The sequence below is a fragment of the Paenibacillus sp. VT-400 genome (assembly GCF_001029205.1).
In the GTDB taxonomy this organism is placed as follows: Bacteria; Bacillota; Bacilli; order Paenibacillales; family Paenibacillaceae; genus Paenibacillus; species Paenibacillus amylolyticus.
The window spans coordinates 2,289,964-2,314,798 of record NZ_LELF01000067.1 but is presented as its reverse complement, the minus strand read 5'-3'; the positions used below and the strand labels follow the sequence as shown (position 1 = coordinate 2,314,798).

16 protein-coding genes are annotated in these 24,835 nt (G+C 47.1%); 1 reads left to right on the top strand and 15 read right to left on the bottom strand.

Going from position 1 to position 24,835, the window contains the following annotated elements:
• Window positions 1-21: 21 nt before the first annotated feature.
• From EL84_RS20940 to EL84_RS20885, 12 genes are all read right to left on the bottom strand, one after another.
• On the bottom strand, window positions 22-876 hold the full coding sequence (locus tag EL84_RS20940) for an ABC transporter permease (RefSeq protein ID WP_036671100.1): 855 nt from the start codon (window positions 874-876) through the stop codon (window positions 22-24).
• 275 nt (window positions 877-1,151) lie between these two features.
• Window positions 1,152-3,503: a helix-turn-helix domain-containing protein gene (locus tag EL84_RS20935; RefSeq protein WP_047842960.1), complete on the bottom strand. Its 2,352-nt coding sequence runs from the start codon at window positions 3,501-3,503 to the stop codon at window positions 1,152-1,154.
• Between the two features lie 294 nt (window positions 3,504-3,797).
• Window positions 3,798-5,504, bottom strand: a complete 1,707-nt coding sequence (locus EL84_RS20930; RefSeq protein WP_047842959.1) for an RICIN domain-containing protein — start codon at window positions 5,502-5,504, stop codon at window positions 3,798-3,800.
• A gap of 274 nt (window positions 5,505-5,778) precedes the next feature.
• Window positions 5,779-6,726, bottom strand: a complete 948-nt coding sequence (locus tag EL84_RS20925) for a carbohydrate ABC transporter permease (RefSeq protein WP_036615897.1) — start codon at window positions 6,724-6,726, stop codon at window positions 5,779-5,781.
• A gap of 17 nt (window positions 6,727-6,743) precedes the next feature.
• Entirely contained in the window at window positions 6,744-7,589 is an 846-nt protein-coding gene (locus EL84_RS20920; RefSeq protein WP_082219083.1) for a carbohydrate ABC transporter permease, read from the bottom strand.
• 53 nt (window positions 7,590-7,642) lie between these two features.
• Window positions 7,643-10,219, bottom strand: coding sequence for a DUF5696 domain-containing protein (locus EL84_RS20915; protein WP_047842958.1), 2,577 nt, complete (start codon window positions 10,217-10,219; stop codon window positions 7,643-7,645).
• A 17-nt stretch (window positions 10,220-10,236) separates the two neighbouring features.
• Window positions 10,237-10,872, bottom strand: a complete 636-nt coding sequence (locus EL84_RS20910) for a YIP1 family protein (RefSeq protein WP_036615901.1) — start codon at window positions 10,870-10,872, stop codon at window positions 10,237-10,239.
• On the bottom strand, window positions 10,856-12,319 hold the full coding sequence (locus EL84_RS20905) for an NHL repeat-containing protein (protein WP_053061551.1): 1,464 nt from the start codon (window positions 12,317-12,319) through the stop codon (window positions 10,856-10,858). The genes EL84_RS20910 and EL84_RS20905 overlap by 17 nt, the downstream gene beginning before the upstream one ends.
• Before the next feature lie 15 nt (window positions 12,320-12,334).
• Window positions 12,335-13,210 (bottom strand): carbohydrate ABC transporter permease, encoded by an 876-nt coding sequence (locus EL84_RS20900; protein ID WP_026081082.1) that lies wholly within the window; start codon window positions 13,208-13,210, stop codon window positions 12,335-12,337.
• 2 nt (window positions 13,211-13,212) lie between these two features.
• On the bottom strand, window positions 13,213-14,169 hold the full coding sequence (locus tag EL84_RS20895; protein ID WP_036615906.1) for a carbohydrate ABC transporter permease: 957 nt from the start codon (window positions 14,167-14,169) through the stop codon (window positions 13,213-13,215).
• A gap of 19 nt (window positions 14,170-14,188) precedes the next feature.
• Entirely contained in the window at window positions 14,189-17,086 is a 2,898-nt protein-coding gene (locus tag EL84_RS20890; RefSeq protein ID WP_047842957.1) for an extracellular solute-binding protein, read from the bottom strand.
• Window positions 17,087-17,191: 105 nt separating this feature from the next.
• Window positions 17,192-18,547 carry an extracellular solute-binding protein gene (locus EL84_RS20885; protein WP_047842956.1) on the bottom strand — a complete coding sequence of 452 codons (1,356 nt, stop codon included), beginning with the start codon at window positions 18,545-18,547 and terminating at the stop codon, window positions 17,192-17,194.
• 274 nt (window positions 18,548-18,821) lie between these two features.
• Here EL84_RS20885 and EL84_RS20880 point away from each other — a divergent pair, with 274 nt between their 5' ends.
• Window positions 18,822-19,589 carry a helix-turn-helix domain-containing protein gene (locus EL84_RS20880; protein ID WP_047842955.1) on the top strand — a complete coding sequence of 256 codons (768 nt, stop codon included), beginning with the start codon at window positions 18,822-18,824 and terminating at the stop codon, window positions 19,587-19,589.
• Between the two features lie 124 nt (window positions 19,590-19,713).
• Here the strand turns inward: EL84_RS20880 and EL84_RS20875 are convergent, their stop codons facing one another.
• Genes EL84_RS20875 through EL84_RS20865 form a run of 3 tightly spaced genes read right to left on the bottom strand, consistent with a single transcriptional unit; the run spans window position 19,714 to window position 24,824 of the window.
• Window positions 19,714-21,339: a response regulator gene (locus EL84_RS20875; protein WP_047842954.1), complete on the bottom strand. Its 1,626-nt coding sequence runs from the start codon at window positions 21,337-21,339 to the stop codon at window positions 19,714-19,716.
• Window positions 21,324-23,090, bottom strand: a complete 1,767-nt coding sequence (locus EL84_RS20870) for a sensor histidine kinase (RefSeq protein ID WP_321163461.1) — start codon at window positions 23,088-23,090, stop codon at window positions 21,324-21,326. Before EL84_RS20870 ends, EL84_RS20875 begins: the two co-directional genes overlap by 16 nt.
• 48 nt (window positions 23,091-23,138) lie before the next feature.
• Window positions 23,139-24,824 (bottom strand): extracellular solute-binding protein, encoded by a 1,686-nt coding sequence (locus tag EL84_RS20865; protein WP_082219082.1) that lies wholly within the window; start codon window positions 24,822-24,824, stop codon window positions 23,139-23,141.
• Between the last annotated feature and the right edge of the window lie 11 nt (window positions 24,825-24,835).

Genomic DNA, 24,835 nt, shown 5'->3' with positions numbered 1-24,835 from the left:
ATTCTCCTCCTTTCGCTCCCGTTACCATAAGCTTGTATTGGACAGTCGCTTGGCGACCGCGTTTACGATTAATAGCAGAATCAGGTTAATCACCGAGTTGAACAGGCCAACCGCAGTAGCAAAGCTATAATTGGCATTCAGCAATCCTATTTTATAGACATACGTGGAGATAATCTCCGAAGCAGACAGGTTGAGCGGATTTTGCAGCAAATATATTTTTTCGAACCCAACTGCCATGATATTCCCTACACTCAGAATCAGAATGATGACGGCTGCCGGAAGTAGTCCAGGCAGATCAACATTGATGATTTTCTGTATTCGGTTGGCTCCGTCCACTTTGGCGGCTTCATACAGGGATGGATCAACACCTGCCAGAGCAGCCAGATATATCACAGCCGAGTACCCCATTCCCTGCCACACATCGGAGAATACGTAGATGGATCGAAACAGTCCGGGCTCACCGAGAAAATTCACCGCTTCGAAACCAAGGGCACCTGCAATCGTGTTGACAATACCCAGCCTAGGAGACAGAAAGAGCATAATGATGGAGACCATAACAACAGTAGAGATGAAATATGGAGCATATGTCACCATTTGTACTGTTTTTTTGAATCGTATGTTTTTGATTTCGTTCAGCGCGAGCGCCAGTAATATAGGAATCGGGAAACCAACGATTAGGCTGTAAAACGAAATGTAGAGTGTGTTCTTGATCAGCATGACAAACGCCGGATTTTTAAAAAGTAATTCGAAATACTTGGTTCCGGCCCACGGACTGCCCCAGATCCCCTTGATGACGTTGTAATCTTTAAATGCCAGGACCGCATTCACCATGGGTACATACTTGAAAATAATAAAGTAAGCAATCGGTGGCAGGATCAGCAGATATAGCTGCCAATGTCGCCTCCAGCTTCTGGATAATGCTTGCTTCAAGGCAAACGCTTTACTTGGTTTCTTCACGGACTTTGATTCACTGGTCATTGTGGTTCTCAGAATCATCCCCCCATTCTTGGCTCCAAATCGTGCTGAACTTCAGCTCAACTTGGTAGCGCTTACTTTTTGAGTAATCATAAGATTGCGCTGGGGATGCGTAAAGGTACAGTTACGCTGAGAAAGTACAAAAAGCGAATATAGTTCCCGAGAAACAGCCTACATTAACCGCTATGAACGTCCATTTTCCGAAATACACTCGGAGAAATGCCGCGTACCCGCTTGAAAGCTCGGCGGAATGAATGTGCACTGTTATACCCGGTGGCCTCCGCTATCTCGTCAATGGTCTGACCAGTGGAGTGCAACAAGTTCGAGGCAGCATCAATGCGTACCCGTTCTACATAATCGGAAAGATTCTCTCCCGTATGTTCTTTGAACAGTTGGGATATAAACTTCTCGGACTTGCTCATGTGCTCGGCAATCCGATAGATCGTCAAGTTTGCATCCCCATAATGTTGTTGGATAAAACAAATCATTTCGCTTACAGTATCCGCATGTGCTCCTGCTCTTCTTCTCTGGAAATCACCGCAGATGTCTTCCGTTAACCGTTTGAATTTTGCCCGCAGCGAAGTAATCGTTTCTGTCATCTGAATGGATGTCACCCGGGTTTTATATTCCTCCAGCAGGGAGGCATCCAACTTGAATTTTGGTTCGTCCAGCTTCAGAAAAGTCCCCTTCAGCTCCATGATGAACTGCTGTGTCATCTCGTAGGACAGTTCCCGCTCCTCTAAATTACGAAGAAACAATTGCTCCAGAATGCGTATCGCCTCTTCAGGCTCACCGACTTTGATTGTGTTCAGCAGGCGCTGTTCAGACTCAATCGGATAATAGAACATTTCATTTTCCTTCATCGTATCTTCAAATCTCACCAGATGATCTGTTCCCATATGAATGGCATAATCCAGAGCTTGTTTGGCTTCGTCAAAGGAACGCCCTGCATCATTCCAGACCTCGTAAGCTGCACCTGTGCCAATTGTTGTGGATATCCGATGCTCCCGGTAGATCACTTCCATCAAGGTGTTCAGCTCTTTTTCACATCTCCCTATAGTTTCATTCAGTTGGTTCTCATCCAATGGACAGGCAAAAGCGATCTGGTCTGTTCCCCAATCCGTGATCAGCAGCTGCGCATTCCACTCTGTAAGTACCTGTTTGATGAGCAGCCTTGCGACACCCAGTTCATGGATCGTTTCTTCACTGTCCGGATTGGCATATCCGTTTACCTTCACTAAGCCTGCCAAGCCCTTGCTGCTATGAAGAGAAATGTGCGCCTGGGATGAGATAACCTCCAACTCAAGTGAGGTATAGACTTCTCCCGTTAACAAACGTTTGATAAAACCGTCTCTCAATAACGGAATCTGCTCATTCATGGCGTTTTTAAGTGAGTCGTTATTAGCAATGAGATTGTTAATATGGCTTGCCAAAAAATCATATTCATTGCCCCGTCTGCCTGGGGAATCGGTGACTTGTTCCCGAAAAGAGGCCAACAATCTGTATACGGGTGCACTATTCCGATAGGCGAGAACCAGCCCGAATAACAGTCCCAAGGCAATGGTTGCCAAAGTAAAGACCAGCGTGACTTGTTTGATTTGGTCCGCTTTTGTCATGAGTGCTTTCTCCGGAATCCCTGCCATGTAATTCCATCCATTTTGACTGGACTGCATCGATATCAGCAGCCGACCATCACTTCCAGGCTGTACATTCTGCACGTTCAGCTCCGTTTCCGCAGCGTTATCTTCTCTCTGGCGACTCTGTGCCATTTGCTCGGCTTCGGCTTGTTCAATGCCATGGGAGAAAATGATCTGCCCTTCCGCATCAGTGACGAGAGTCCAGCCGCCATATTGATCCACAATATTTTGAGTAAGGCTGGCCATCTGATCCTGATCAATCATGACACCAATCGTCGCTTGCGGTTTGTTGAAGCTGTTCAAAGGCAGAGATTGCAGAAACGTAATGGCGGGAACGTCTGCAAGCACAGTGCCGAGTATTTCACGTTTATAGTTTCGAAGCGGTATGATTTCATTAAAGTGTGGTTGTTTGAGAATTTGGTCATGCCATTGTTCAAACGACATACCGTCCAGCTGATTGGCAGCATAATAATGCTCTGGACGATAATACACAGTTCTTGGTGTGATGATGGCATTGTAGTTTGGTATGTGAATGAAGAAATGGGACAAGTAATCATTGGTACTGCTGTACATGGAGAGGCTCCGCTGCATACGGTTCATACCGTAGACATTGTAGAGATCATGCGGCTTTGGGCCAGCAATTAAATTTTGCAAATCGGGATTGACGGCAAGCTGCCTGGTAAAGGCTTCAACTTGAAGAAGGTTACGCTCAATGATCTCTTTCCCGAGACTCAGCGACTTCAAGCTGTTTTCAATGGAACTGGAACGGGCCGCTTCAATAGAAGCTCGGTAAGAGGCATATCCCGCAATTTGAGGAATCATCAGAATGACAAGATACGAAATGAGGAATCGGCGGAACACGGGTGAAAATTTGGACCATAGGAGCTGCATATGTACCCTCCCTTTTTTTATCGAGCGCTTACATTTCTCTGTGTTAAGGTAGCTGTTCAATGATACACCGGGCATTTCTTCCTGGTGAAGGTACAACTTCTTCCTTATGGTACATTTACATACTGTAGCGTACAATGCTTGCATGAAAATAATTGTTGGTCTGCGGGTTAGCGCACAAATATAGTTGTATTTTACCTTCGCATGACATCCATCACAAAGTATCAAAAATAAACGCAAAAAACCTCCCCAAGACATGGAATGACTTGGGGAGGTTTTTGTTTAATGTTGTGCTTATTAATTGCTAACGGCAACAAATTTCCATTGTTGGTTTGTAGCACCTGTGTAGGTGTTCTGCTGCAGCAAGGCTCCATCCGAAGTGGAAGCGTTTGCCACTTCAATCGCTTTATTGCTGTTCACGTTGATGATACTCCAGTACCCGTTACCAAGATCGTTGACCTTAAAATGCTGAGCGGTTGTGTTCAGATTGCTCATGAGTTGAACCGCTTCCCCATTGGTGAGGGTACCGTTGCGAATATCGATGACTTTGTCCGGTGAGTTCACACTTGTCAGTGTATAGTTGCCGCTGCCGATCGAGGTCAGAACCCACTTCTGAGGGTTACCGCCCAGATCACTCCACTGCTGGAGCTGAAGATTATTTTCATTTTGACCACCAGGAACATCAACAACTTTGTTGGAATGCCGGGCTACGATTTTATAAGTTGCACCGGATACAAGACCCGTTGTCGGTCCGCCACCTTGTCCACTGCCCGGATAAGTCTGGGCACGTTCATGGTACCAGTTGAACAGGAATCGTCCCATGGCACTCCGTGAAGCATCTCCATCCCATTTCAGTCCAGCCGTTGGGTCGGCAAAGGAGCTTCGTGGTCCTTCACTTAGAATGAATCCGTTCATATGAGCTGCAATGCTGACATTGCCTGATGCGTTGAAAATCGTTTTGGTATTGGTGCCAAAACCTTCATTGCTACCATTAAACAAGTTCCAATAGGCCGAATCGCCAGGTTTGTTTTTGAACCAGGTTACCTCGGTAATATTAATCGGATATTTGTCAGCAGCTGCCTTCACGTTGGTATTCCACTGGTCTTGCAGGATAGAGAAGTTGTCATATGCGCCATAACCAGGGTACCAGTGAACCGCATATCCATAGTTATTGAGCGGATCAGTCAATGGATGGCTTGCCGTCAAGCTGTAAAATTGGTTGTATCCCAGACCTGCCGCCCAGATGACGTTGTCCGCACCTTTGCTGCGAATTGTTGAAATCATGGAATTTTGGAAATTACGCAAGTCATTCCAGTGATCCACAAAGTCATTTTCCCCGTTGTATCCACCCCAATGTCCATTGGCATAGGATTTCACCGGTTCGTTGATCAGTTCGAAGTGAACGTTGTCTGCACTTTTGATCTCCGGGCGTGAAGCGAGATAACCCCAGATTTCGTTGAATTTTTGCAGGTTGGCAGGTGTTGTTGCCTGATCATCTTTCAATGTGAAGTCCAGTCCCAGGACAACATAGACACCTTTTGTTTTGGCATATTGAATATACGGAATAATTACATTTTGCGTAACGGTCTGCACACCGGCAAAGTTATATGTACCAGCAGCCACATCTCCCATGTCCTGACGATCGATGAACAGACGTACCTGATTCATATTCCAGCCATGATTGCTTCCGTACTTCGCGCTGGTGTCAGCAAAAGTATCGGTAATGTCTTTCAGATATGCCAGTGTAGCTGCATGACGGTTATTGCCGTGCAGATTGAGATAATAATTGCTGTCCTGATATGTCCAGTAGGCACCTGAGGGTTGATGCCAACCGTTCAGTAGCACAGGCTGGTTGTTGCTGTTCACCAGGTTTTTGCCGTTTACGTGCAGCTTGCCCATCGGCATGCCCACCCATGCTTCGGCACGGCTGCCTCCCCATGGAGCAATTGTGATCAATAAAGCCAGAATGAGTACAAGTTTACAAGATGTCATGAACTTCTTCACTTTAATTCCTCCTGATCTGATATATTGCCTTGCAATAACGCGAGTATGCTCCGTCAGAGTATCTCTCATCAAACAGATCGCTCAGGTCGGCGCCCGCTCCCGCAGCCCGTTCCACACCATCAGGGGGATCCTGCGCAGGGAAGGATCGCGGTTCTGCTGTAAGCAGACGTTCATGAGATCGTTACATGCCCCCTTTTCACAGATGGAATGTTGCATGAAGTTCCTCCTCCCTCTTCCAGTCTGATCCCACTCCAAATGTACAGAAGAACTTAACTTAACCGACGATTCCCGTACGCTCTACACTCTCTACGAAATATCGTTGCACAAACAAATAGATGATGATCAAAGGCAGAATGGCAAGAAGAATTCCTGTATCCTGGATCATACTCAGATAGAACGGATCGGCTTGGGAAGCTGCACCGTCAGTAACCTGCTGGGCCAGATTATACGGAAGGGACGATAACTGAGTCGACATGACTTTACTTGAAGTCAGATAAGTCGTCGTATAAAAGCTGTCGTTCCACTGCCATACGAAGGAAAACAGCATGACTGTTACCATGGACGGAATGGCATTGGGCAGCATGATTCTTGAAAATGTTCGTCCGATGCCCGCGCCGTCCACATAGGCCGCCTCCTCCACTTCCTTCGGAATACCTCTGAAGAATTGCCGGAAGATAAAGATGTACAAACCGGCTTTAAGTGAATTGGCCGTAATTGCCGTCAGAATAAACGGCCAATAGGTATTAAGCAAATTAACAGGTTTGCCGGCTATAAGCGTCATAAGCCCCATCAGGTCAAAGCTTTTCAGATTCAGGTATACCGGAATGAGAATGGTCGTTGGCGGTACAAGAATCGTTAGAATTACACCAGCAAACAGCCAGTTGCTTCCCCTGAATTTCAGTCTGGCGAATCCGTATCCTGCAAGTGCACAGGATGCTGTAGTCAGCAGTGTAGTCGTTGCAGACAGGGCAAACGTATTAAACAGCGTTGCCCAGTAATCCATTACGCGTATCGCCTCTTTGAAATTGTCGATGGAGAAGTTCTGTGGAATCCACACCACCACTGCCGAATACAGATCACCTTTAGCTTTGATGGATGTGGAAACCTTCTGAAATATGGGAAACAGGATAACGAAGGAAAGCCCGGTAATCAGAACGAATCGGATCATGGCCCACAGCCAGCCTTTCCAATGCTCCAGCGATAATAATCGTGATGTTGTCACGTGGGACACCCTCCTTTCTAATCTTGATAGAAGACTCGCTTCGAGAAAATGATGTTTACGATAACCAGAATGATGGCAATGGCCAGAAAGTAAACCCATGCCATGGCAGAACTTAATCCAAAGTCAAATTTGACGAAGCCGGTATCCCGGATCAGTTCCGTCATGGCGTTATTGGCAAACGAATCAATGATTGTATAGATCGCATTGACAAAAATAAGCGGGCTGACCATTGGGAACGTAATTTTCCAAAAGGCTTCATAACCCGTTGCCCCTTCCATCTTCGAAGCCTCATACAGTTGAGGGGAAATCGTCTGGATCCCTGCCAAAAAGATCAAAATCTGTACACCGGATTGACTGACGATCTGATAGATCCGATCTACGGCGCTGCTCAGATACGTAACGATCCAATCGCTCACTCCGGCGTTAACCATCAGATTTTCGAGTTCAAATGTCCCGAGTGAGCTTCCACCTGTGCTGCTCTGATTAACCGCTTCAATCAGGCTGGTGCTCTCCAGTGTCATAATCACTCCCGATGCCAGAATAACGGGCAGGAAAAAGATCGACCGCGCTACAGCCCGGCCCCTGAACTTCTGATTCAGGATGACGGCAAGGAACAGACTGAATATAACGATAAGCGGTACGTTGATGAGCACGTCTGTGATCGCCTCAATTAACGCACGGTTAAAGCTTGTATTGACGGTCAGCGCCTGAATGTAATTGGCAACACCGTTGAACTGAATTGCTATGCCTTCCGCGTTAGCCTGAATTGTACTCATGCTGTATCGCAGAGAGGCTAACAGCGGAATGAAGAAAAACAACACAAAACCAATGAGCCAGGGAAGCACGTAGATTACGCCCCACATGGCTTTCTGCTGAGCATACGTACGACTTCCCCATTTCCATTTCAGGAGCGTCTTCAGAGCTGCTCACCACCAGTCACATAGCTTTGGGCTTCCACTGTATCGTTGTCAACTTCTACAGGGAAGTCGTTATAATTGACGATTACGAACCCGCCACCTTCATATGTTGTCCGGAAGACACCCTCCTCCAGGGATTCATGAGATATCATGGAACGTCCGGCAAACGGCTGGTTCACCTGGTTCACCTCGTTGTAGATCTCGGCAGCCAGATCGATCCATTGTTCATAATTCGCCGCGTAGAGATCATCATAATCCGTTTCTTTCACAACATGGTTTGGCGCATTGAACCATGCAAAGTAAGGGCTGGCTCCATATTCAATCAGCTTCAGCACATATTGCCTTGCATTGGTATATGTGGAGAGATTGTATGGCGTCCCCGTATAACCGATGCTGCCGTGTACAACGAGCTGATAGAACGGAATCTCTTCATCCTCCAGCTTGAAACGACTGCTGGTCATCGGCGCATCTGTCAGACCAGTTACATACGGCAGGGCATAAGCGTTCCCGCCTTCAGCAACAAGCGAGCCAGCCTGCTGCCCGATCTGTTCAAGTACCTTCTTCACGGAGCCAAGCGCTTGTGTTCGGTCCACTAGCTTTTTCGGATTCATATCGCTGTTTAACTGAGCTGCCAGATCATTCAGGCTTAGTGACAGTCCATCCTTTTGAAGGGACCTCAGCTCATCTAACATGTCTGCCGTCACGTCCTCGAGCATGTTGGGCGAAAGCACATAGGATGGTGAACGATCCCGGTCCCGCCGCTGGATGGCCTGGTTCATCGGATACAAGACCGCCGGTTCCTGAGTTAATGTGCGTGAAGCTTCTTTGGACGGTTTAAACCCTTTTTTGGATTGCACATTCAGCAGAGCGATATCGGGATAGAAACCGATGCCCGCTTCTTGTGTGTATGCGCTGAAATCCCGCAATCCCTTTTTCCCGCCTACCGCGCCGTCTACTTGGATGGAATCCGGCAGTCGATGATGAAGCCCGCCGTTAAGCCATCCTGCATAGCGCACCTGAATATTGGATACCTTCTTCTCCGTCAAGGCGGAGAGAATTTTTTTGGCTTCATCAAACGTGGTCACAGCCTCCGTTGAATCATACGGTATGCCCAGCATATGCTGTCTTGTTGTCATGCCACCGAACAGTTGCAGATAAAAGGGAACGTTACTCTGCTCCTTGCTGGCGTTCAACTCGGGAAGTCCGCCGTTTTGCATCAGATAATCCCGATAGAGCGATGCAAGCCCTGAGTACGAGGCCTTATCCGCCCCCACAAAAGCATATCGAACGACGAAATCAGACGCGGTCGGTTTCTTCTGGAATTTCGGAAGTGTACGAACCATATCACTTGCCTGAAGCGTCACATCGCTCTTGTTCACCACATAGAAGCTGGGATATACGTTGTTGTAGCTGTTCAGTTTGCCGCTGATATCGGCATTCACAACTGCAACGGCATCCCCTTGTTCAATAATGCCCAGGAAAGCTCCCTCTTTCCGAATCAGTCCAAATACCGGCAACCTGGCTCTGGCTTCATTCGAACTTGCTTCCCGTAGTTTCATGGTCATATCCGGTCCGTATATATCTTGTTGGTAGGCAGGATACTGCAGCTTGCCATTGTTAAAATGGATCAGCGCTCCAGAACCGTCCGGCACCAGTATGGAGCCCTCTTCTTCTGAACCCCCGGCCCCGAAATAATCCATTACAGATATGCTGTTGATCGGATATTCCTCCGGAAAATGAATGCCTGAGGACGGAACACGTACAAGCAGATCCTCTCCATCCAGCTCATATTCCATCGTAAGCATAAACAGCCGTGGTCCACTTCGTTCCTCTTCAATGCCAAACTCGGCATGATCCTGAGCCAGATCCTCCGATGTGTAACCGGCTGTGTCAAAAGCCTTCAAGGCCCGGGACAATTGCAATCCTTGCATCGCCTTATCAATCCGGACGTAAGCGCCTTCATCCTTGTCTTCCGCATAGCCGACCTTCAAGGCCCGTTGCCCGGCCTTGTCTAGCTGTGCAAGCAGCCTTTGTTCGAATCGCTCCTTGCTGATCTTCATCGGCAAGTCTTCTATGGATCGCTCAGTGCTTCCAAACTGGTAGTGGACCCGCACGCCGCTTGGCAGCACCTCGTAGCTTATCTGCTTGTGTGCAACACTATCCGTGAAGGAATTTACGGTGCTGCTCTGTCCGAGGCTGTTGAAGAAGCTGAGCTTCGTTTGTGATGACAAAAGGTCTTTGTTTATCCCGGCAGCAACCCCATCCTGCTCACGATCTGCAGGATTGCTGCGCCAGATCTGCCCGCTCTGCGTGTGAATCACTGCAATCTCGGCAGTCTCTTCGTTAATGAACAACTGCAGCGCAGCATTCTGCGCAATACCTACCATGCCGGGAAGGCGGACATCGCTGAACGATGATTTCAGTTTCTCTCCGGGAGGCAGGGAGGGAAAGTCCGTCTGATCAGCGGCAGTCACTGTCTCGTGAGCGAGCGGTGTTGGCGAGAATTGACAACCGCCCAGAAGCAGACTGCCCGCGAGCAGCATTCCTGTTATTTTTTTGGCTACGGTATAATTCATAACAAATTCCTCCTCCCTTAGCCCCGAAGCACTAATTCCTGATAGATGGTTACGACAAACGATACAATCTGCTGTACAAGACTGAAGAATAACAGGCACAGAAATGCCATAAACGCCATCGCCACAAGTGTCAGCAACATCGTGAGCACCGTTTTGGCTGGTGTGTACTGATGAACCGTCATATTCCCTACAAATAACAGATATACCGTCCACGCAATGGCAAGTGCATTGGAGAAATAATAAAAGGCAGTTTCCTGCGCAGAGATCACAAGACTCAGCCAGATCCATGGAAAATGAATGAGTAACAACGGTACCAGTGCAAAGCACGTTGACATGAAAATCTCGGAGAACTTGCCTTCCCCGTCCATCAATGTGGTTAACGACCAGTTAGCCACACACCAAAACAGTACCGGTATAATGACATATAACATTTCGAGCAGACTGTTCAGGTACTTTGGATTACTGAGATTAATGAGAAAACCGCTGTACTGGGCATGCAAAATTTTGGTGATGACCAGAAGCACCAGGATCATGAAAGCAATCAGCAGTGAGTTTCTCTGGTTCCGTTCATACTTCAATTCCCAGTATCCGTCAAACGGATGAAAAATCAGATGCAGCGGGTACTGGTATAGTTGCTTACTTGATGCCTGCATTCGTAGTCCTCCTTTTCTGCCTGCGAACGATGATGACGGTGACAATCGCAGCGACAGCCAGGAATATACCGGACATCATCCATGAAAAATGCTCACGCATCAGCTCTTTGCGGTACAAAAGAAAAGCTTTGGAATACCCTTTGGGCTCCATGCTGCGCTTGAAATATTTCGCAGACTCGGCGTATTCCTTCTGACGAAGCAATGCTTTGCCAATTCCCGCATACGCATATTCCAAGTTAGCGTTCATCTCGGCAGCTTGGGCAAACAGCACCGAAGATTGATCTTCATCACCGTTATAGTAGCTGCGCACCGCTTCGTGGAGTGTACGTCCGTATTCAGTTGTTTGAAAGACGGTGATTTCACCCAGCGCTTTATCCAGAACTAACATCCGGTCTCCCGCACGTTCCAGGGCAACAGGTGTATTAAACTGGCCCAGCCGGTTCCCGATGCCCCCATAAATATGGAGCAGATATCCGTCTCCATTGTAGGTAAAGATTCGGCCCTTGCTGGAATCCAGTACGGAATACATGTCACTGTCACCCACATCCACATCAATCAGGCGGGATGGCCCTGCTTCTTGGGTATACAGCAAATCACCCTGCGGAGTCTGATAGCCTTCTCTGCGCAAAATGTCTGTACCCTGGGCATTCAGCTTCTTGACCGGATCTTTGCCGCGATCCCCGCTAGTGGCGTAGATGAAGCCCTCTTCATCCATATCCAGATTGGTAAATTCCGTTGGAGTGAACATCACCATCTGGCTCCGCTGCTCCCGTGTTGCAAACCGTTTCCAAAGATACTCCACCGGGTCCACCTGAACTCTGTTCGCTCCAATGAAGGAAGAGAACGTACCATCGGCGCTGAACTCCATGAATCCATCAAATACGCCTTCGGCCATGACGTAGATACGCTCCCCTTTGTCCATAACAATCCGCATCGGTTTAAACTGGAAGTCTGCTTTTAACAGATCCGATTTTGGTTCAGACACGATCTTGACCAGCTTCCCCTGTTCATCCAGATGCACCACCCGGTGATTATCCGAATCAGCGACCAGCAGATGGCCTTTTTCCGTGACGTACAATCCCTGTGGATTTTTAAAATGATCTTCCTTGCCTTCCTGCTCAAATGAATCAATCGTCCGTACCAGCTTGAAGTTGCGATCCATCTCAATGATGCGGCCATTGCCCGAATCGAGCACAAAGACGTGCTGATTGGAGGTAACATGCATGTCACTTGGCTCTTTCATAGGAGTTGTGTTCAGCTTCTTGCCGGTGATAATGGTTGTTGCCTCATATGCCGCCGGTGAAGGAACTGCGTCACCCCAGAAGGAATAATGATACGCATCCGTTTTACCGTCTGCATTCACGTAGGGCGCCTCTTGAACGAACAACAGGAGGCAGATCATGCCCATGATGATCGATTTACGTTTTTTCCATGTGCTTCTCCGCACCTCGCTGCCTCCTTTCTACTCTTTCATGCCCGAAGTGGCCATCGTCTGCATAACACTGCTCTGAGAGATGATAAACAGAGTGATCGGTACGATCATCAGCAGCAAAGCAACAGCCGCACCTACACCAGCTCTTGCAATCCCTCCCTGCACAATCTGACTGAGCGCATAATGCAGCGTTTTGAGATTTTCACTGTAAATGAAACTCCCGCCATCCGTTCCCCATAACGCTGGAAACTGCAGGATCATGAGCGTGAGCCATGCCGGCTTCACATTAGGCATCACAATGCTCCAGAATATCCGGTATTCATTGGCTCCGTCGATTTTGGCTGCCTCCAGCAAAGCATCGGGAATCTGCTCCATGAACTGTTTCATCAGGAAAAGTCCCAGCGAGAACGCAAGTGATGGCACAATAATGGACGCATGAGTGTTAATCCAGCCAAGCCAGGACATGACCATGTAGTTCGGAATCGCCGTAACATGCGGCGAGAACATCAGGGACAGAATGACAATGGTGAACAACACTTTGGAACCCGGAAAACGATATTTCGCCAGCGGATAAGCCGCTGCAGATGCAAGCAGGATATGCCCGGCTGTGCCAAGTATCGTAATGAGCAATGTGTTGGCAATATAGCGGGATAACGGCACCCACGAATTGCCCATTAGGTTGATCAGATCGGCAAAATTCTCCGTTGTCGGATTGTTCACCCAGAAGCGCGGCGGGAAAATAAACAGCTCATCCAGCGGCTTGAATGCATTGTTGACAGCATAGATGAGCGGAAGCACCATAAAGGAGCCGAACACGCCCAGCAATGCAAATAACATCAGGCTGACGGTAAATGACCGATTAAGCCTTTTTGGCATGCCAAACACGGCACGTACTTTGCTGGTCATCGTCATTCACCTATCTTTCTAAGCATTTTTTGCGTGAAAACGTTTGTACCCAGCATCAGGGCAAACAGAACCGTTGCGATGGCCGAGGCATAGCCCATCTCGAAACGAATGGTTCCGAAGTCCATCAGATGTGTGACAACTGTGTGTGCCGCATAGTTTACGCTCGGGAAACCTGCCAGTGCGATGGAGATCTCAGCTACGGCGAAGGAAGCGGTAATCTGCATTACCGCACCAAACATCAGCTGCGGTCTCATCGAAGGCAAGGTGATGTACCAGAGCTCCTGCCAGCGATTTTTGATCCCGTCTACGGTTCCTGCTTCAACCAGAGAACGATCAATGGTTTGCAGTCCTGCAATAAAGGCCAGGAAGCTGGTTCCCAGGCTCAGCCACAGCTGTACAATAATGACGATTGCCAGTACATACTTCTCGTCTGCGAGCCATTGGATCGGTTCCAGTACGACGCCAAGGCGCATCAGGAATCCGTTCATATACCCGTAGCTGTCACCCGAGAAGATGATCAGCCAGATGAAAAAGACGTTGCCCGATATGGATGGGGCATAGAAAACCAGCGTCATCACCGCCCGAATTTTAGGAGACAGCTCATTGATGATCCACGCAAACAAAAAGCAGGCTATATAACTGAGAGGGCCTGTAATTACGGCAAAAAGCAGCGTGTTTTTGAGCGCGATCAGAAATACGTCATCGTTCAGGAAAAGCCGGGAATAGTTCTGCCAGCCGACAAATCGCGGCAGCTCCAGCATATTGAAGTGAAAAAAGCTGAGCCCAAGTGAAATGCCGACCGGAATGACAGTAAACATGAAAAAAATCAGCATAAACGGTGCCATCAATACATAATAATGCCTGCTGAGATACAGATCCCGCTTCAATAGGGACCACCAGCCGACCTGGCGGGTATGGACGGCAGGAGCGGCGGCTGTCTTGGTAGTTTTAGCTTGCAACCGTTACCCTCCCTTTCCTCTATTTCAGATTAAATTCCTTGCGTTTCAACTCAATTTCATCATCAATGTACAATACATAGTCTGATAAGGCTTCACGCGGATTTTCATTTGCATTGACCACCTTACGGAAGGCGTTGTCCAGATGTCGTCCCGTGAAATAACCTCCAGGAAGCTGCGGGATTCCCTGTACCCATTCCCATTGTTTCTCGAGATTTTGATAATCCTTCACAGGCCAAGGCAATTGCTTCAAGGCTTCGATATTGGCCGTTGGGTAACGGGCAGCCGCTCCCATAAGACCTTCCATTTCTCTCCCGTATTCAATCTGGGTCTGATCATCAGTCCACCACTTCATGAACTTCCACGCCGCTTCCTTGTTGTCGGCATTTTCGAGCATCATCACCGCGCTCGTAGCGCTGGCCACTTCATGCCGTATGGACCCATCCGGAAGCTGTGTACCCGGAACAATCGTAAAGTCCCAGAGATTGCGGATTTCCGGAGCCATAACCGTCAGCATGTTATACGTGGTGTAATCAGCAATCCCGATCGGCATTTCTCCTGTACGGAACCGGTTCGGAAAATCGGCTTTGAGCGGAAACTTGTAATTGGTATAAAATTGCGTCCAGCGTTTGAACGCGTCCATTGAAATCTCCGAATCCAGTGCACTTTTCTTCTGGTCTTCGGTGTAGAACGTTCCGTCATTCTGATATAACAACATCGCAAAGGTTGAATTCGGAACCAGGTTGGCATTGTTCAGCGTATCCTCTATCGGCAGATAAAACTCCATGTTATGCTTCTGCAGCACGGCGATGGCGTTATATACGTCTTGCCACGTTTTCGGCGGTTCGAGGCCCAATTCATTCAGAATATCTTTGCGGTAAAAGAGCATTGGAAAATGCTGTTGCTCCGGAAGGGCATATACCCCGTCGTTGTAGCGGTAAGGCGTCAATCCGCTTTCACGGAACCTGCCCGAAATTTCCTCGAAATCGGGGAACTGGCTCAGATCCGCTGTTGCATTCCTCATCGCATAGTTCACCGGAATGTCTTCGCCCATCTGCATGGCAACATCCGGTCCTTCTCCCGAGAGTGTTGCGGGCAACAAAATATTCGGCGGAACGAGACGTAACTGCACAGATACATCCGTATCCGGGGTAAACGAATCGTCGATCATGCCTTTCAGTACTTGGGCCTGATCTCGTCCGGTTGTGATCCATACGGTGATGGCATCCTTCTTTTGTTCCACGTTACCAATGCTGTCGTAATCTTCGGTATACGAGGCAACATATGCGCCCAGTTCGTGCTTCACCTGCTGGACGGTGCTCGCTTCCGCTTTGGGCAACGATTCACCCGGCGGAGATACGACAAGGTAATCCAACGTAATCGGCTGTTCACGTACCGATAGAATCCATGTGCCGAGACCACCTACGTTAATTTTGAACGTATCCAGCCGTTTGGGAACCGTCTCTGGTCTGGCCGCCATATCTTCAAGCTGCAATACCATAGCGTGCAGTACGGCCACTTTGTCACTTTGCTCACCCGTGGCCTTTTCCAGGTAATCTGCAACGGAGCGCAAGGTGTCAGCTTGTCGTTCAAACACCTCCGTCATCTCTGGAATACGCCGTTCCAGCTGGTAATCCCGCAGTGGGTCCGGACTGTTGGAAGTGATCATTAATATTTTGCGATACATCTCATTCAGTTCCAGCACGCTGGATTCCACGGTCCGAAGCAGCGGAGCGATGTCGCCAAGTGTAACCGTCATTCGGATTCGATGTTTCCCTTTTTCCAGATGAAACTGATATGGCTGATCTTCTCCCGAACCCAAGACCTGAGTTTGCCAGGCCGGGCTGTAGTTAAATCGAATGCGTTTCATTTCCTTAAACGGAACTTCGCCGTTAATCGTCAGACTGCGGGTGGCATAGATGCCACGCAATTGATCCTGTTTCACCTTAAGCGCCAGTTGATACAGTCCGTCTTCAGGCACGTCAATTTCCCATTCAATCCATTCGCCCGGCAGTTTCCAGTTAATGCCCCCGATGGCGTTCATCCGAATTTTCGATACATTATAAGGCTCGAGTGAAGGACTTGATCGGTCCGAGATTGGTGCCAGTGTAGGAGATGATTTGCTAACAGCTTCCTCCCCCTGAACTTTCAGCATGACAGGAGCCGATTGTTTCAAGCCGAGTGAGGCATAGGTTTGCTCCAGCTCTGCATAGGAAGGAACTTCGCTTTCTTGGTACAGCTCGATATAATCGATCGCCATGCTTTCTCTTAATGAAGTGAGCGATAACTTCTGACTGCCTTTTTCAAAATAAAACTGAAACGGTTCCTCGAAGTACCCTGCGCTGTCCTTGAAGGAAGTCAGTTGCCATTCGGGCTGCTCCACTTGTCTTGGTCTAAGCTCGTTGCCACGATCGTCCTGCCGGACGTTATCCTCGCGATTCCCCCATACCCTGTCAAACAGAAGAATATCGGCCCCTCTGAACGGGACCTTACCATTAAGCTCAAGCCTGCGTTCGATCCCGGAGCTTTTGCCTTCTACGGGATAATAGTGAATGCGAATGTTGTACAAACCGCTCACTTGAACGGGAACATCCCAGCGAATGGTTCCAGTTTCCGGCGTAATTACGGCATTTCCGTCTAATCCGGCGTACCCTTGCACAACCTCAAATTCCCCATCCTCTGCCTGAACATAAGATTCGCCTTCGATGCGTACAATTTCATCCGGTTTGGCCGTATTGTCATGAGCAGTCAGATAATGCTCATAACTGAATGAATCCTCGGTTCCCGATACCGCCTCAAAGTCCTCAAGCGCATGTACCGTTCCCGGATTACGATCCCGCGATGGATATAGTGTCCATATGGAGAGCACCAAGGCCAGGACAAGCACCAGGATTAGTCCCTTTTTCTTACGTGACCGCATGTTTGAATGTATCCCCTTTCCTGTAAGCGTTGAGAGAACTGAACGATTGACTAACCCGGACAGACCGCACCTTCACTGGTGCGTTCTGCCCGTGTAACGTGATACTTATTTGTAAACCTCATCAATCGCAGCCTGGAAAGGAGCCTTGTATTTCTCGATCAGCGTAGATACGGATACCCCTTCTTTGAGTTCCCCGTCAAAATCCCAGAACGGCAAGGACGGGAATGTGTTATGGTCGAGAACCAACATACCTTCCGCAACCTCTCTGGCGTTGTTGATATCTGCTTCATCGGTCAGATGTGTCTCCAGTGTGGATTGTCCTGGATACTCATAGATCGATTCGATCTCATTAATTTTCTCCCAGATGTACATCAGTTGTTCCGGATTCTCTACCGCTTTTGGAATCGTTATAGCTTGGTAACGTGACTCACCGGAGTGATACGCTGTTGCACTTGGACCTTTTGGAAACGGTACAAAACCAATATCGTAGTCCTGCATATCCGTCATAATACCTTCAACTTCGTACATGGCACCTGAATACATCAAGGTGTTGCCTTGACGGAAGAACGTGGATGGCTCTGTCCAATCGCCGCCCTCAGAAGCTCTACCGACCTTCTCGGTAGCCAGTTTGGACAGGAAGTTCAACGCTTCTTTCGTTTTTGGATCTTCCAGGTTCTGCTTATCCTCTTTGGTCAGAGAAGCCTCGTTGGAATACAGAATCGGTTCCAGCAAGCCCGTTTGAGCGAGTCCCCAAGTGTCTAGCTTGCCATCATTGTTTCGATCCTTGTTCGCTTGCTTGGCAACACTGATGAACGTATCCCAGTTCCATTCATCGGCATCCACATACTCCTGAAGTGGCTTCAAGCCGAGCTCTTGCATGAGTGTGCGATTATAGAAAATTCCGTTGATAAACGAGGACTGGTCCTCGGTAAAGCCGTAACCTTTGCCTTCATACTGCATGTATTCCTTGGTTGTTTTCTGGTTGAATACCTTGTCGTTTTTAATATAATCATCCACCGGCCATAACAGATCCTGTTTGGTCAATGCCGGAATGGCATAGTTTTTGCCCAGTCTCACCAGATCGCCAAGCGGTTCACCGGCCATCAGGGAAGCAACTACTTTTTCCTGATATTCACCAAAATCGATGGAAACATATTCAATATTAAAGTTGTGTTTTTTCTTCAGCGCTTCGAGATTCTCAAGGCGTTGAATGTTGTCCGGGTTGTTCCCCTGTATTTCCATGTCCCACCAAGCAACAACCTTGATCGTTCTGCCCCCCATGTCAAAGTCCATTTCTGGCGTGGAGTTTTCATTCTTTGACTCGGTTTCCGCGGGTTTTTGTTCCTCCTGTGGTGTTGTCTTTTCCGGCTCGGGTTGAGCGGTAGGTGCAGAACTGCATGCAGCAATTACCAACAAGACCGCAAATACCAGGCTCAGTAGCATGAACTTGTGTTTTCTCATCGTCTTCCCCCCTGATTGTCGTTTGCTATCACAGTGTATCGTTCAAATGAAAGCGCAAACAACCTGCCGAAATACAGATGTTTACCCGGGCTGAATATAGATTTGCGTAATTTTGCACGAGCAAAGTGCATTATAGGTTTTAATTGGTAAAGAAATGCACTGTCTACAAAAATATGCACATTGTATGCGCTTTCTTTTATTACCATAATGAAATTAAGTCAAATTTTAGTTAATCTAGCGCATTACAATTCAGCAGAAGGTGAGGTATTGCTTCATGTATGATATTTTACTTGTGGATTTCAGCCGTCGTTTGTGCGGAGAGTTGCAACAGATGTTGCTACGGAGCAAAGCTCAATATACTATCGCAAATTGTGTGTTCTCATCGGCCGAGGCTTTGACCGCATTGTCAGAACGAGACTTTTCCCTTGTTATGGTACATACAGAGAGGTTTGATACCGCGGGGCTCTGGTTATGCAATGACATTCGAAAAAAAAGTCAGATACCTATCCTCCTGATGGGTGGAAGAGATCACTTCAGGTTTGTACGCAAAGCCCTGACGTATCAGGTAAATGATTATCTCCCGTATCCTGTTAGTCCTTCTTCTTTACTTAACAGTCTGCATGGACTTAGATCCCACCTTGAAACCGACCCGGCACACAAAACGTCGTCGTTCTTCAAAACACCCGTTCAAATGAACGGTAAACCCATGCACTCCAGTCATGTTATTCGTATCGTTAAGGCCTATGTACGGGATCATCTGAGTGATGAAATCACGCTGAAGAAGATCTCTGACATGCTTCATTTTAACTGTGCGTACCTTGGACAGAAGTTCAAGCTGGAAGAGAAGATGTCTTTCAATGATTATATGCTCCAGCAACGTATGGAAAAGGCACAGCAGTTGTTGTCTTCCACAAATCTGCGAATATATGAGATTGCTATTGAGGTAGGTTATAAGGATATTGATTGGTTCTATAAAAAGTTCAAAGCGTATGCCGGATCGAGTCCCAATGCTTATAGAAGACAAAAAATCCACACGGCCTAAAGGTGGATCGCCGAATCGGTTTGTTTATCAATTAGATAATAACCACAAAAAAACGCAGGATGTATTCTACTTCCTGCGTTTTTTTGTGGTTGTTTGGGTTTGGTCAATTCCAGAGTATTTACCGTTAACGTACCAAAAGGGATTCCCGGTATTCTTGGGGAGTCATTCCCGTTATTTTCTTAAAAAGTCGGGTAAATGAATGGGCAGCCTCGTACCCCACTTGAAGTGCGACCTCACGCACCATAAGATTTGTGTTCTGAAGCAATTCTTTGGCTTTCCGTATTCGGCAGTCGTCAATGAACTCTGACACGTTTATTCCCATTTCCTGCTTAAAGAATCGCGACAGATAGGATGGATTAAAATGATGGAGTTCTGCCAGTCTCACCAGAGAGAGATCTTTCTCCAGGTTCTCCTTGACGTAACTGCATAAGGAATGAATGACAACGTTAGCGCGTTCCTGTTCATTTGATCTTTTGTAGCGGACTAATTCATCAGCAGCACGATATAGAAATTGTACTGCATCCTTCATGCAGGTATACTCCCCTAAGTGCAGCAAGCTTCGTTGATCCGGGATTTTCTGTTGAAGACCCCAACGATTGATCGTTGAATGCAATAATAATGCCAGATTGTAGTATGTCTCCATGGCACGTTCCATCGTAATTTCCTGTTGCAGCAGTTCTCCTGCAAGCTCCTCAAATATATCGTAAAATGGCTGAATTCGTCCCGTTTCCAAATATCCTGACATAATCTCGATCCGGTTTGAGATCCGCATGGATTCTTTGGGTACATCAGATGAGAGATCATTGCGATGATCCGTGAGTACCATGGATACACCATCCCCAATTTTCATCCACTGGAGTAATCTCAGACGTTCATATTGTTTGGTTAACTCGGACCAATTGCAGCTGCGACTACTTAATGAAAAAGCAATGGATACGCCGAGTGATACCATGCATGCTTCCTGTACCAGTTCCAGTGTACCTTCTAGAAATCGCACAAGTTTATCATTTGTCATCTCTTCCTCCTGCTTCGGCTGAAGCAGCCAGATCGTATCCCCATAATGGTCCGTTACACTTGCGCACACTGTACGCTCATTCATCAGAGAAGAGCCGATAATGCGCACAGATTCCTGGACTTGTGTGAGGTCCGAACCTTTTTCTGGAAAATTATTGAATCGACCCAGTATGAGATAAATAGGTGAGTTGTTCTGTAATCTTATATCTCGTTTGGATAATTCGTCCTGCATATCCATAGTAGAATCTATAACCGCCGTACAGTCTTGAAGTAACTTCCGTAAATACTCTTTTTGCTGTATCAGTGCAAGCTGCGAATTGACTTTATGAGAATGTTCCAACAACTCAACCATGCTGTGACTTTGCCGGATCTCTTCCATCACATCTTCTACAACAGACATCACCTTGTCATAACCTTCCGTTTTGAGCAAGTAACGCACATTAGCCATCTGAAAAGCTTGATATGCATAATCAAAATCGCTATGTCCTGTCAGAAAAATGACGCGACAATTCGGCCAACTGGCTTGAATCCGCTCTGTCAGTTCCAACCCACTCATGCCCGGCATGCGGATGTCCGTTAGAACAATGTCAATTCTCGACCGTTGCATCCAGGACAATGCTTCTGTTGCAGAGTAGGCCTTACATACATCAAGCTGTTCGGGTATATGTCTGGCGAACGTTTCATAGAGACTATCCGTAATAATCTCCTCGTCATCTACAATCAAAAGTCGATACATTCGTTTTCCCCCTCTTTCCACTGGATTCGAATTGTGACTTTTAACCCTTGCAGTTCACTTCTGGATAGGAAAAGGCCACTTCCTTCTCCATACGTCAGGACCAAACGTCGATGAATATTTATTAACGCGGTCATTTCGTCTGTACCTCCGTCCTTATGCAAACGATGTTGAAGAGTTTGAATGTGTTGCTCTTCCAACTCATTTCCATTATCCTCTACGGTGATCTCGGCATATGAACCTTCCATATTAAACCCAATAATTAGAAGACCGGAGTCCGTATTCTTTTCAAGGCTGTGTTCGTAGGCATTCTCAATAATAGGTTGAATAATGAGTCTGGGAACTTTAATATGTTCCATCTCAGCAGGTAGTGGCCCAAAATCAACTTTGATTCGTCTGGAGAATCGTAATTGTTGAATCTCTGTATAGATTCGTGAATGCTCAACTTCCACTTTCAACTTCACATGGTCTGTTTCATTTCGCGTAATGAACCTGAAATACTCTCCAAGCATGTTCGTGAATTGCTCAATACGTTCGGTTTCTCCTGTCCTTGCCAGTGAATTCAGAATAAAGAAGCTATTGTACAGAAAATGAGGATTAATCTGCGATTGAAGCTGTTTCAACTCGGCCCGCTGCATCATCAATGTTTTCTTAAAATCTCGATCGATAAGGGATTGAAGATTTTCAATCATTAGATTGAAACGGGTGTAGAGGAAGCCAAATTCATCCTTTCGGTTATGCGCAATGGGGACATCGAGCATGCCTCCCTCCATTTTTTTGAATCTTTTCACCAACAACAGCAACGGGATATGAATCAACTTGTAACTTGAATAGAGATACGCCGTGATGGCAACAAATGATGTAATTGCAAACAGCCAAGCCCAATGATAGAACTTGCTAAGTGGCTTGGTAACAATTGCCTCGGGTAGATATGTAGCTACGGATAAACCCAGGGAGTCCATATGCAACTGACTAACATGGTACATGGTGTCCCCCACCTTCATCCGAAAGCCATCAAGTGTACCCTTTACACTGTGCTCACGGTAATTCGCGAGAATAACACTAGCTTGATGTTTATCTGTGATGGCATGCCCCGTTTTGTCCTCAATCAGAAACGTTGAACTCTCCGGGTACAAATTAAGCCGTGTGAGTTCATTCTGAAAATGGTATGTATCCAACTCCACCTGAATGACAAAAAGCGGGGGTTCTCCTCTCGTGCCTGTCAGCCTGACGGCACTTAAGTTCAAGGCGTCCTCTTTCACCGTGAAACGTGTACCTTTTCCTTGCATGCCTGAACTGAAATATAGATATGAACTTTTATCGAAATCATCGATGCCTTGGATCGCGGATATACTCTTGCCAACAGAAGGGATATGTACATGAACGTTTTTGATATAAGCAGTGCTATTCTTGAATGAAGCGAGCCGTTCAGTCAGGTAATTTAATGTATCACGCCGCTCAACCTGATCCATCATGTCCCAGAGAATGGCCAGACGATTGAGTTTTCGATCCTCAACGATATCAAACTGCTGTAATTCCATCCATTCTATCTCTCTGTTCAATTCCACAACATATTGGTTCAACCGTCTCTCCGTTGACAACGATATTTCCTGGCTTGCATTGTCATAACTCCAATGATACAGATACACGCCAAGAAGAATAAGGGGGAGTACAAATACCAGATAGGTGATTATTAATCGCGCAAATATACTGTTAAACCATGATTTAGCAGGGATCTTGATCAATGCATTCACCTCCAATGCCAAAGGCTGAGTGGGTTCCTTGTAAGAATAAAGTGAACATTAGCGCTCCTTTGGCTTGCTGGCGCGAAACCACGCGTTAACCTCCGATGTGATCTGATCTCCCCCCAGCTTGCGCCAGTTCTCAACGAATTGATCAAACTCATCTATCGACCTGCCTAGAATAATGTTCATATAGGCTTCAAGCTGAAGATCCCGAAGAATAATTTGTCGATCAACCATCGTGTCCGTAATTCCGCCCGTGAATTGATCATAGAGAAGTTGGCCGTTCTTCTCGTAAGAAGCTGCAATGCTAAAAGCACCCGAAGGCCCATAGGTTTGTTTCCAACCCCAGCCGCTCTCTACATCTTCCAATTCATAGGCCACAATGCGTTTGTGAATGGCGAGAGCTTCATTCTGCAGAGCCGAGAAGTCTCCTGTACTTCTGGCATCCCGAATTTGTTTGTATGCATCTATATTTTTATTACCGGGAAAAGGAGTTACCGGTGAAAGCATCCACACAGCTCGGGAGTCGTCATTGTAGTATGTTTCATACTGTGCCTGATCCCCCCAGTTGATGTCCAGATGCAGATTCATGAGCTTTACAACAACTTCCGGATTAGAGAACCCCTTTTTTACAGCAAAGTATTGCCCAGTGTTGGAACGTAGCGGTACGAACAGGCTCCGGTCCGACTTGGCAACAATGGGATATGCCTGCCATTCTACATCTATATCTGTTTCTTTATCACGGGTGCTCTGAAGCATAAAGGATGTCCACTGTTCGCCGTAAAGCATCCCTATTTTTCCATCTTGAACTAGACGAAACGCCTTGTTTCCACTTTTATAACCAAAATCCGGATCAAGTTGGCCTTCACGATACAACGTTTGCAGTACTTTCAGAGCCTCCCGAACTTCAGGCTGTATACCTCCATAAGTGAGGTTTCCTTCTGCATCTTCAACCCATATATTAGGGTAGGCACCATAGCCGGACATGAACCCTGCAGCTCCCATAACTGGATCCCATAGATGGTTCGTTAGCGCAAGTCCGTACGTATCATGCTCTCCGTTCCCGTCGGGGTCCTTCTCTGTAAACGCTTTCGAAACCTGGAGAAGCTCTTCCATCGTTTCAGGCGGCCGTAGCCCCAGTTGCTCCAACCAATCGCTTCTAATCCACAGGTACTGCGCTGTCTCAATGGAGGAAGATGATTCGGGAATAGCCATGAGTTTGCCATCAATGGTTGCCGCATCAAATGCGCCTCTTCCCTCCGCCTCCAATATACTCTTTGTAAGTGGGGAAGCATACTCTTGGTACACATGGGTTAAATCTTCGATCATTCCAGCATTGCTCAGTTGTCTAAGTTGATATGGATTAACTTTCACCACATCTGGAAAACGTCCTGCAGCGAGGGATACACCCAACTTCTGATTGTATACATCTCCATTAGCAGTCCAGTCATAGTGAATTTGAATACCTAGCTCTTTCTCATACAAACGAGTCCAGCGATTATCCAGTATCGTCTCACCAGGTAACTGACTAATCATGCGCTCAAGGTCATCTCCCGTTTCCCTGACAAAAGAGACCACGATGGGAGGAGAATACCTCTCAAACGTAGCGGGAAGTTGAATCTGCTGCCCATCTTGCTGCGGATGATGTTGTTTGGTATTACCTTCGGTATGACCTGCTGGTATGGATACAGCAAGGAACAGAATGAAGGTCCATCTTGTTATGTCCAGACATCTCTTATACATGACGACATGCC